The sequence below is a fragment of the Sphingorhabdus sp. genome, assembly GCF_029865925.1.
Lineage (GTDB): Bacteria > Pseudomonadota > Alphaproteobacteria > Sphingomonadales > Sphingomonadaceae > Sphingorhabdus_B.
Genome location: NZ_JARXAI010000014.1, coordinates 1 through 8,158, shown reverse-complemented (window position 1 = coordinate 8,158; position 8,158 = coordinate 1). Strand labels below are relative to the sequence as shown.

At 55.0% G+C, this 8,158-nt stretch carries 11 protein-coding genes; 7 read left to right on the top strand and 4 right to left on the bottom strand.

Going from position 1 to position 8,158, the window contains the following annotated elements; genetic code table 11:
• The coding region (locus tag QE270_RS01140; protein WP_300034002.1) for a hypothetical protein at positions 1 to 206 on the top strand (206 nt) is incomplete at its 5' end.
• Positions 207 to 374: 168 nt separating this feature from the next.
• On the opposite strand, the gene QE270_RS01135 is transcribed toward QE270_RS01140, so the two are convergent.
• From QE270_RS01135 to QE270_RS01120, 4 genes are read right to left on the bottom strand one after another with little or no spacing between them, the layout of a single operon-like run.
• Complete coding sequence (locus QE270_RS01135; protein ID WP_300034000.1) at positions 375 to 1,277, bottom strand: haloalkane dehalogenase; 903 nt, start codon at positions 1,275 to 1,277, stop codon at positions 375 to 377.
• A 2-nt stretch (positions 1,278 to 1,279) separates the two neighbouring features.
• Positions 1,280 to 2,170: a haloalkane dehalogenase gene (locus QE270_RS01130; RefSeq protein ID WP_300033998.1), complete on the bottom strand. Its 891-nt coding sequence runs from the start codon at positions 2,168 to 2,170 to the stop codon at positions 1,280 to 1,282.
• Between the two features lie 58 nt (positions 2,171 to 2,228).
• The gene (locus tag QE270_RS01125; protein WP_300033996.1) at positions 2,229 to 3,140 is read right to left on the bottom strand and encodes a formylglycine-generating enzyme family protein; all 912 of its coding nucleotides are present in this window, start codon (positions 3,138 to 3,140) and stop codon (positions 2,229 to 2,231) included.
• The gene (locus tag QE270_RS01120) at positions 3,140 to 3,760 is read right to left on the bottom strand and encodes a TetR/AcrR family transcriptional regulator (protein WP_300033994.1); all 621 of its coding nucleotides are present in this window, start codon (positions 3,758 to 3,760) and stop codon (positions 3,140 to 3,142) included. Before QE270_RS01120 ends, QE270_RS01125 begins: the two co-directional genes overlap by 1 nt.
• A 109-nt stretch (positions 3,761 to 3,869) precedes the next feature.
• On the opposite strand from QE270_RS01120, the gene QE270_RS01115 reads away from it, so the two are divergent.
• From QE270_RS01115 to betI, 6 genes are all read left to right on the top strand, one after another.
• The gene (locus tag QE270_RS01115; RefSeq protein ID WP_300033992.1) at positions 3,870 to 4,133 is read left to right on the top strand and encodes a hypothetical protein; all 264 of its coding nucleotides are present in this window, start codon (positions 3,870 to 3,872) and stop codon (positions 4,131 to 4,133) included.
• A 4-nt stretch (positions 4,134 to 4,137) separates the two neighbouring features.
• Positions 4,138 to 4,770, top strand: coding sequence for a hypothetical protein (locus tag QE270_RS01110; protein ID WP_300033990.1), 633 nt, complete (start codon positions 4,138 to 4,140; stop codon positions 4,768 to 4,770).
• A 170-nt stretch (positions 4,771 to 4,940) separates the two neighbouring features.
• On the top strand, positions 4,941 to 5,159 hold the full coding sequence (locus QE270_RS01105) for a hypothetical protein (protein WP_300033988.1): 219 nt from the start codon (positions 4,941 to 4,943) through the stop codon (positions 5,157 to 5,159).
• A gap of 87 nt (positions 5,160 to 5,246) precedes the next feature.
• The gene (locus tag QE270_RS01100; RefSeq protein WP_300033986.1) at positions 5,247 to 5,705 is read left to right on the top strand and encodes a hypothetical protein; all 459 of its coding nucleotides are present in this window, start codon (positions 5,247 to 5,249) and stop codon (positions 5,703 to 5,705) included.
• A complete protein-coding gene (locus tag QE270_RS01095; protein WP_300033984.1) occupies positions 5,702 to 7,330 on the top strand; it encodes a sulfatase-like hydrolase/transferase in 1,629 nt (542 codons plus the stop codon). Before QE270_RS01100 ends, QE270_RS01095 begins: the two co-directional genes overlap by 4 nt.
• 166 nt (positions 7,331 to 7,496) lie before the next feature.
• The coding region (betI, locus tag QE270_RS01090) for a transcriptional regulator BetI (RefSeq protein WP_300033982.1) at positions 7,497 to 8,158 on the top strand (662 nt) is incomplete at its 3' end.

Here is an 8,158-nt window from a genome sequence, read left to right as displayed (position 1 = left end):
TCACCAACCCGCCGCTCTGGGACGAAGCAAGGCAGATCGTCATCGCATATGACAGCGCCAATCGCGTCATCTGCGGCTTCCGCTTCGAGGAAGAGAAACGCGCGCTCGTGCCACTGTGGCGGCAAGATGGTTTGGGCTGCGCCAGCCACATGCTGCATTTCCCCGAAAGTGGCCTGATTTGCACTAATGATTATCAGCGCCGCTAAGCAATCGTTCTGCTCGATATCTCCAGCGGAGCGACCGTTGCGCGGGTTGAAACAGGTGGGTTGATGCAAGGCGTGGTGTTTCCCTCACCAGGCTGGAATCAAGATTTCTATTGGTGCTCGATGGATCAGCTGACGCGGATCGCGTTGACCTGATCCGCGCAGCCGAACTTATGTCTGTGCAGCGATAAAATTGAGGATGAGATCGACAAGCTGTTCCGGCTGATCTTCCTGACAAAAATGGCTGGCGTCAATCCGGCAATGTGGTTGCCCCTTAGCGCCCGGAATGCGCCGCTGAATTTCCGTATCAAGATGACCTAGCACTTTGTCCTGCTCGCCAAAGCAAGTGAGCACCGGCTTTTCGAAGCGTTCGAGCTGTGCCCAAGCCGCATAATTTTCGGCGACAGACAGATGGTCAGGGGTCACAGGCACGAGCAAGGGAAACTGGCGCGCGCCGGCCTTGAAACGCTCATCGGGGAACGGCGCATCATAGGCTGCGATTTCGGCGCTGGTCAGTCTGCGATTACAGCCGCCATCAACGATCCGGCCGATTTTGAATTCGGGCGTGGCCTGGCTGAATGCAGACCAGCCATCGAAACCCGAACCAATATTCTCGCCAACGGGCAGATAGGTGTTTGAAATCACTAACCGAGCAAAACGATCCGGAAAAGCGGCGACCAATCGCAGCCCGATCAACCCGCCCCAATCCTGACAGAACAGCGTGATGTTATGCAGATCAAGCTGCGTCAGCCAGTCGCTTATCCAAGCGACATGGCGTTCATAGCTATAATCGTCACGACTGGCAGGCTTGTCAGACTTGCCAAAGCCAATCAAATCAGGTGCCAGCACGCGATGGCAAGCGGCGGCGAGCGGTGGTATAAATTTGCGGTAGAGATATGACCAGGTCGGCTCTCCATGCAGCAGCAGGATTGGCGCAGCGTCGCGGGGGCCTTCATCGACATAATGAAGCCGCAAGGGTGGTGTGCCCTGCGTATTAACCTCAACATAATGTGCAGCGAAGGGATAGTCCGGAAGGTCGGCGAAAGCGGCCTCGGAGGTGCGCAAGACCTTCATCGCTAAAGCACTTTTAGGATGCAGTCGACGAAGCCTTGCGGATCATTTTCTTGGATGAAATGGCCGCCCTTCAAAGTGCAATGCGGCTGACCCGCAGTACCAGGAACGCGGCCAATGAACCTGCTCTCGCCGCCGCGTGTCACTGGGTCGCCATCGCTAAAGCAGCACAGGAACGGCTTGTCCCATTGCTCAAACACCTGCCAAGCGCGCTTCTGATCGGGGATCGCTACATTATTCTCGAAAGGAACGAAGGTTGGGAATATGCGGGCCCCAGCCTTGTAGCTGCTGTCCGGAAACGGTGCGTCATAAGCGGCAATCTCGGCAGCACTAAGCGCGCGCTTTGATCCAGCGTTGACAATTTTACCGATCGGAAAGAACGGGCTCCATTGCGAAAAGGCACGCCAAATGGCAAACGCGCGCGGTGCGGGGCCGCCTTCGGGCAAGCCGCCATTGGACAATACCACGCTGGCAAAGCGATCGGGCATTTCCGCTACAAGGCGCAGACCGATCAACGACCCCCAATCCTGACAGACGAGCGTCATGTTACTCAGGTCAAGCGCCTCTATCCATTGGCGCATCCAGCCAACGTGGCGGGCATAGCTGTAATCTTTTTTCTTGGTTGGCTTGTCCGATTTTCCAAATCCAATCAGGTCAGGCGCGACCACGCGAAAGCCTGCCGCGACTACCGGGCCGATCATATGGCGGTAGAGATAGCTCCAGCTTGGCTCACCATGCATCATCAGCACCACCGGCGCATCGCGCGGCCCTTCATCGACGTAATGCACGCGCAATGGCGTGCCGTCGGAGGGATCGGCAATCTCCAGATAGTTTGGCGCAAAAGGGAAATCGTCAATTGCCGCAAAGGCGCTTTCGGGTGTGCGAAGGACTTTCAAGAGATACTCCCTAAGATAATGTTATTGGCACTTTGAGTGCCATATTATGAATGACGGGTCAAGAAGCCGGCCCAACCTTCTTCGTGTCAACCAACCGAAACCCGATATGATCTGTTCCAAGCCCGCGTTCCTGAAACTGGCGCGCGGCGGGGCGATAGCGGGCGCAATAATTAGCAGCGCAGAGGTAGGAGCCGCCTTTAATGACGTTTACCGATTCGCTGGCGTCGGCGCGCGATCCGCTGGCGCTGGTCCATTCCCAGACATTACCGATCATATCGTAAAGTCCAAATCCGTTTGGTTTGAAGCAGCCCACGGGCGCACGACCGATATAGCCATCAGTGTTTACGTTTTTGACCGGGAAAACCCCCTGATAATAATTTGCTTGCGGCTGGCCCTTCACATCAACCGGCTCCGGCAAAGCCGCCGCGCCGCCGCGCGCGGCATTTTCCCATTGCGCCTCGCTCGGCAATTCCTTCCCGACCCATTGCGCATAGGCCTCTGCGTCCTGATAGGCGATCTGGACAACGGGTTCGCGATCTCGCCCGACAATACTCTCCTTCAACCCCGAAGGGTGCCGCCACTGCGCGCCCGGTACCCAGCGCCACCAGCGCGGGTCTGCGTCCGAGGGAATATTGAATACAGCTGAACCAGGCACCAGCATTTCCGGCGGCGCATTGGGCAGCTTGGGCGGATTACGTTCCGACATTGTCTTGTAACCAGTCGCCTTTACGAAGGTTGCGAATTCGGCATTGGTCACTTCATGCGCGTCGATCCAAAATCCCTTGACTGTAACGGTCTGCGGAGGGCCTTCTTCAGCGTAATGCGGATTGTCCCCCATCACGAAACTACCGCCGGGCACCCACAACATCTTGTTACCGGATTGGCCAGTGCAGACTGTTTCGGGCGGCCCAGATGCATCACCGCAAGCAGACAACAGCAGCAGAGCTAGAGCAAAGCCAAAGCGCTGCATCAATCCTCCGGCATTCCGGCCATAGCATCGCCGAGCAAACGCCGCACGACAGCCTTGGCGTCCTCAAAAGGCAATTCCTGATCATGCCGCAGCAGCCGCCATGTCTGGAAGCTCAGGATGACATTTAGACCATGGGTACCCGCCACATCGGCCTTTACCATCGCTGGCAAATATGACCCAATGGTATCAGATTCGAGCCGCAGCATCCGGCGATAGTCCTGCATCAGATAGGGCGACTGGAAACGTTTGAGATTGGCTGAAATCCGATAAGGCAGAATGGTTTCGAAAACCATCGCCCGACGATCAGCGATGTCGAATAGCTTTTCCCGCCAAGTAGCGCCCGTTGGCGGCTGGAGAATGATGGGCATAACCTGCGCCTCAATCTCCTCGCCCATTTCGCGGTAAAGCTCATCCATATCGTCAAAGTGTCGAAAAACCGAACGGAGACCGACGCCTGCCACCTCCGCAACCCGCGCAGCACCTGGTGCAACATCACCTTTACCGACAAGATCGAGCATCGCTGCGACAATCTTACTCCGGCTGGATCGGCTTCTTTCGCGGCGGCCATCAGTCAGTGGCACTTCCGATCGTGATGTCATTTTGTACGATACGTTGGTCATAGGCCCCTGTTTTGCGGCAAATGGGTGCCGGCGCAAGCGACAAAAGCGATTGCAAATATATTTTGGCACAATTAATGCCAATAACAATCCGCCAAGCTATCTGGGAAGAATGAGGGTAAAGATGCCAAGAATAGTGCTCATTTTGGGGGCGTCTGCCCTGCTGCTTTCTGCCGTTCCCGTGTCGGCGCAAGACAATGTGCGCGAAGCTTGCATGCCCGACATCGTTAAATATTGCTCCGCAGAATTGGGAACATTTAACCGCGAAAATGTCCGCGCTTGTCTGATCAAGAATATCAAAAAAACATCACCCGCATGCCAGAAGGCCGCAAAGGCGCGGCGCGATGCCGAGCGCGCCAAGACAAGGAGCAATTAGAGACATGACTATATGGATAATCTGGGTCACAGCATTGCTCTCTTATGGCATATTTCGGCTCTGGTATGACAATTGGTCCGGTCCCCTGAAACCTGCCGAGATTGATGCGTTTCTGGCACAAGTGGCGGGTCGTTTCGAGGGCACAGGCAATCGCGCGGATGTTATGCGGGCTTTCCTTGAAGCCGATGACGGCCGCGAGTTTGTCATGCTCAATCTGGTCAAGGCGCAGATGGAGCAGGTTGAGGACCCAAAAACGGGGCAAATGGTTCAAGGCTTTGATCTGCTCAAGCGCTATTCGAAACGCTTCATGTCGGTTCTGTTCCGCACGGGCGGCTATCCCGGCATGGTCGGACGCAAGGTTGGCGGCTATATTGATGCGTGGAACACCGAGGCGGATCCCGACTGGACGATCTTTGGCCTGATGCGCTACCGCAGTCGCCGCGACATGATGAAGCTCGTGATGGACCCCCTATTTACCGAAGGCCATTCCGATAAGCTATTGGGTACGCTTGCTACATTCTCATTCCCTACGCAGCGCGTTGTGTCTTTTTATCTCAGTCCACGGGTAACTGTTGCGCTGGTTCTGGCTCTGCTTGCTGCGCTGACACACATTGCACTGCTGACAAGCGCAGGATGAATGTGCGACCGACAGAGCCACAAATAATGCGCTGGACACGGCGATCATGGATGCGGCTTGCCACGATAAATGCTCTTATATCGATCACCGCACTTATCCTCTCCACTCATCTGTCTGAGCATATGTCGGCGCTTGTGCGCCTCGGCGCCCAAATTCAATTTATGCACAGCATGGCCAGCATAGCTTGCGCCACTTTCATGAATGTCGGGGCCGGTTCCGCGCGGCACGCCCCGGCCTTTTTACTGGGCGGATCGCTTTTGTTTGCGTTGCTTCACTATGGCGTCGCGTTGGGTTTTTGGGGTTTGGCCGACTGGTTGACCGCTATTGCAGGGGTCTTGATGGCAAGTGGCTGGGCGATCATGTTTTTTGCCGGACGGAATATCGATTAATAAAGTGAGGATTGGGAAGATATTGGGAATGCGCACACTCACATGGATAAAGGCATTGGCACCTATTGCCCTTTCGGGCTTTGCAGGATGAGCGTTTTCCTACCTCCGAGTAACAACGAGCAGTATCATGGCTCGCGCTACTCTGCGTGGTTTTTGGCTTTATATGGCATCGTCTGGATCGTTCCGGGGATGATCCACAGTTTCCTGCCCGACGGTGGCGCGGGTGTTATTGCAGGGCTGGATCTCAGCCATAATCCCACAATGATTTTTGGCCTGTTTGCGTGGGCGGGGGCAACTCAGATTGCGCATGGCATCGTCACCCTCGTGGTCGCATTGCGTTACCGCGCATTGGTGCCGCTATTTCTTATTGTGTCTTTTATCGAGCGCCTGATGCTCAGCTGGTCCGGTTGGATAAAGCATGCACCCGTCAGCGGCCATCACCCGCCCGAACATTATAGCAGCCTAGTTTTTCTACCCGTTATATTGCTGTTTCTGTGGCTTTCAGTGCGGCGCTCGAGCTTACACCAACCGGAGATTTCTGCATGAAAAAACGCACATGGATCGGAGCTTTGGCGCTATTGATCGGCGCGGGCTATTTGGGTTTTCAGCAGTATAAAATCTATCTGCCCGGTATCATTGGCGAATGGTTTGAACCCATTGCCGAAAACCGCCCAATTGAATGGGCGCAGGGCCCTGCGGCGGCGCCCTCCGACAAACGTCCACCCAATGTGATCTTGATTGTCGCCGACGATCTGGGGATGAACGACATTTCGCTGTACGGTGGCGGGGTTGCCGGTGGGGCAGTGCCCACCCCCAATATCGATTCGATTGCCAAACAGGGTGTCAGCTTTGCCAATGGCTATGCCGCAAATGCCACCTGCTCGCCTTCCCGCGCGGCCTTGATGACGGGGCGTTATCCAACGCGGTTCGGTTTTGAATTTACCGCCGTTCCAGCTGCTTTTGTTTCAAGCCTAGCGCATAACAACGGGACGTCACCTTATCCGACGATCTATCATAAAGAATTGAATCACGACCTGCCCGCTTATGCCGACATGGGGGTGCCCAATGCGGAAATCATGTTGCCAGAGGTGCTGAAAGCCAAGGGTTATCATAACATCCACATCGGCAAATGGCATCTGGGTGAAGCCAAACCATACCGGCCAACGTCACAGGGTTTTGACGAAAGTCTTGGCATGCGTGCGGGTGGAGATTTGTTTATGGCCGAAGACGATCCCCAGGTCGTCAATGCAAAGCTCCCATGGGATCCAATAGACCGCTTTTTATGGGCAAATCTGCCGCATGCCGTCTATTGGGGGGACAGTCAGCGCTTTCGTCCCAAAGGCCATCTGACCGACTATTTCACCGACAATGCGCTGGCCGCGATTGACGCAAACAAGAACCGGCCCTTCTTCATGTATCTCGCCTATAATGCGCCGCACACCCCGTTACAGGCGCTGAAATCGGATTATGACGCTCTGCCGCAGATCAAAGATCATACCCAGCGCGTCTATGGCGCGATGATGCGCCAACTTGACCGGCGGATTGGCGATGTCCTGCAAAAACTGAAGGATACAGGGCTCGACAACAATACGCTGGTTATCTTCACCAGCGACAATGGCGGGGCGTGGTACACGGGCATAAAGGACCACAACACGCCCTATCGCGGGTATAAAGGTACGTTCTTCGAAGGCGGCATCCATGTGCCGATGCTGATGCGCTGGCCGGGCAGAATCGCGCCGGGTACCGTGCGCAACGATGTCGCTCAGCACCTTGATATGTTTGCAACGATTGCAGCGGCAACCGGTGCAAGCATACCCAATGATCGCAAAATGGATAGCTTCAACCTATTTGGCACTGGGCAAAAACGCGACATCACCTTCTGGCGTTCGGGGCATTACCGCGTTGTCCGCGCCGGCGACTGGAAATTGCAAGTTTCCAAACGTCCTGACACGGCGTGGCTGTTCAACCTGGCCACCGATCCTACCGAGCAAATCAACTTGGCCGCCAAGGAGCCCGCACGCGTGGCGGAACTGCGCAAGTTGATCGACGCACAAAATACCGGTTTACCCAAGCCATTATGGCCCGGCCTACTCGAGGGCGCGATCCGGATCGACGTTCCTCTCAATGCGCGGTGGAAGAAGGATCAGGAATATGTCTATTGGGCCAACTAAGCACGCACTAATGTTGGGGGCATGTTGTTAGCTATTACCGGAGTCTTCCTCTCAGGCCACTTATAGTGTGCGCAGAATGGCTCCGGTCCAAAGCCTTTTCTAGTACGGTGGGCATGGATCTGTTATCGTAGTTGAATAAACGTTCAATATTTGATACAACTATATTATGCCTCGAAATTCTGACGCGCGTCGCCAAAATATTATTGCTTCGGCAATCGGTGTTATAGCTGAATATGGAATAGTTGAATTCACGTTCAATAAGGTGGCGAGACAAGCAAACGTCTCTGCAGCGCTGATCGTCCACTATTTTGGTAGTAAAGAAGCCCTCCTCGAAGCTGCCTTCCGATCTGTGGTGCGTCAGTTAAACAATCAGGCAGCAGTGCGCATCGGGCTTGCTGCGGGGCCGCGTGCGCGCATAGAGGCACTGGTGGATTCACATCTGGGGCATAATGAATATGCCGAGGATAGTGCCCGAATTTGGCTGTCCTTTTGGGGACAGACGCTGCATGTGTCGCAACTTGCCCGCGTGCAGCGCGCACATCAAAAGCGCATGTTGTCCAACCTTAAATTTGATTTGCGCCAGTTGGTCGACGCGCGTGATGTATCGCCCATGGCGGACACCATAGCCGCGATGATCGATGGCGTTTGGCTGCGCGCAGCTATGAATGGCGGCCGGGCATTACAAATTGGCTTAGCGCGGGACCTTATCTTTGATTTCATCGCGCGAAATTTAGAATCCCCTCGGCCTTTGCCGGTTGCATCGCATTTTGACACGATTAACCCGGCGACAGGGCAACTGCTTGCTACGATCCGCATAGACGGACAGGC

Bases quoted from the DNA above. Each gene is read 5' to 3' on its own strand.
- QE270_RS01135 (WP_300034000.1), bottom strand. From the start codon at position 1,277: ATGAAGGTCTTGCGCACCTCCGAGGCCGCTTTCGCCGACCTTCCGGAC.
- QE270_RS01105 (WP_300033988.1), top strand. From the start codon at position 4,941: ATGGCCAGCATAGCTTGCGCCACTTTCATGAATGTCGGGGCCGGTTCC.
- QE270_RS01100 (WP_300033986.1), top strand. From the start codon at position 5,247: ATGAGCGTTTTCCTACCTCCGAGTAACAACGAGCAGTATCATGGCTCG.
- QE270_RS01095 (WP_300033984.1), top strand. From the start codon at position 5,702: ATGAAAAAACGCACATGGATCGGAGCTTTGGCGCTATTGATCGGCGCG.
- QE270_RS01125 (WP_300033996.1), bottom strand. From the start codon at position 3,140: ATGCAGCGCTTTGGCTTTGCTCTAGCTCTGCTGCTGTTGTCTGCTTGC.
- QE270_RS01110 (WP_300033990.1), top strand. From the start codon at position 4,138: ATGACTATATGGATAATCTGGGTCACAGCATTGCTCTCTTATGGCATA.
- QE270_RS01115 (WP_300033992.1), top strand. From the start codon at position 3,870: ATGAGGGTAAAGATGCCAAGAATAGTGCTCATTTTGGGGGCGTCTGCC.
- QE270_RS01120 (WP_300033994.1), bottom strand. From the start codon at position 3,760: ATGACCAACGTATCGTACAAAATGACATCACGATCGGAAGTGCCACTG.